Source organism: Brevibacterium sp. HMSC07C04, from assembly GCF_001815905.1.
Classification (GTDB): Bacteria; Actinomycetota; Actinomycetes; order Actinomycetales; family Brevibacteriaceae; genus Brevibacterium.
In genome coordinates this window covers 1-867 of sequence record NZ_KV823285.1, presented here as the reverse complement: position 1 = coordinate 867, position 867 = coordinate 1, and the positions used below count along the sequence as shown (strand labels likewise).

Annotated in this window: 1 rRNA gene; it reads left to right on the top strand. The window is 55.8% G+C overall.

Features of this window, described 5'->3' with window-relative positions:
- A 23S ribosomal RNA gene (locus HMPREF3162_RS10625) occupies positions 1 to 767 on the top strand; the annotation flags it as partial.
- Between the last annotated feature and the right edge of the window lie 100 nt (positions 768 to 867).

Genomic DNA, 867 nt, shown 5'->3' with positions numbered 1-867 from the left:
GGGAGACTATGAGGCATGCACGCCAGTGTGTGTGTGGAGTCATTGGTGAAATACCACTCTGGCCATAGTGGATTCCTGAACTTCGGGCCCTGATCGGGTCCAGGGACAGTGCCTGATGGGTAGTTTAACTGGGGCGGTTGCCTCCCAAAGAGTAACGGAGGCGCCCAAAGGTTCCCTCAGCCTGGTTGGCAATCAGGTGGTGAGTGTAAGTGCACAAGGGAGCTTGACTGTGAGACGGACGTGTCGAGCAGGAGCGAAAGCTGGGACTAGTGACCCGGCCATGGCTTGTGGAAGCGTGGTCGCTCAACGGATAAAAGGTACCTCGGGGATAACAGGCTGATCTTGCCCAAGAGTCCATATCGACGGCATGGTTTGGCACCTCGATGTCGGCTCGTCGCATCCTGGGGCTGGAGTCGGTCCCAAGGGTTGGGCTGTTCGCCCATTAAAGCGGTACGCGAGCTGGGTTTAGAACGTCGTGAGACAGTTCGGTCCCTATCCGCTGCGTGCGTAGGAAATCTGAGAAGGGCTGTCCTTAGTACGAGAGGACCGGGACGGACGAACCTCTGGTGTGCCAGTTGTACCGCCAGGTGCATGGCTGGTTGGCTACGTTCGGGAAGGATAACCGCTGAAAGCATCTAAGCGGGAAGCCTGCTTCAAGATGAGATTTCCCCTGAGGTGTCCAGTAGACGACTGGGTTGATAGGCCAGATGTGGAAACACAGCAATGTGCGCAGCTGACTGGTACTAATACACCAATCACTCACCCAACAACCCCACACACAGTGTGGGGTGTCAAGACGAGTAACACACCAAACACAACACCATCATCACCATGATTGTTGTTCGCGTCCACACCAACCACCCACAC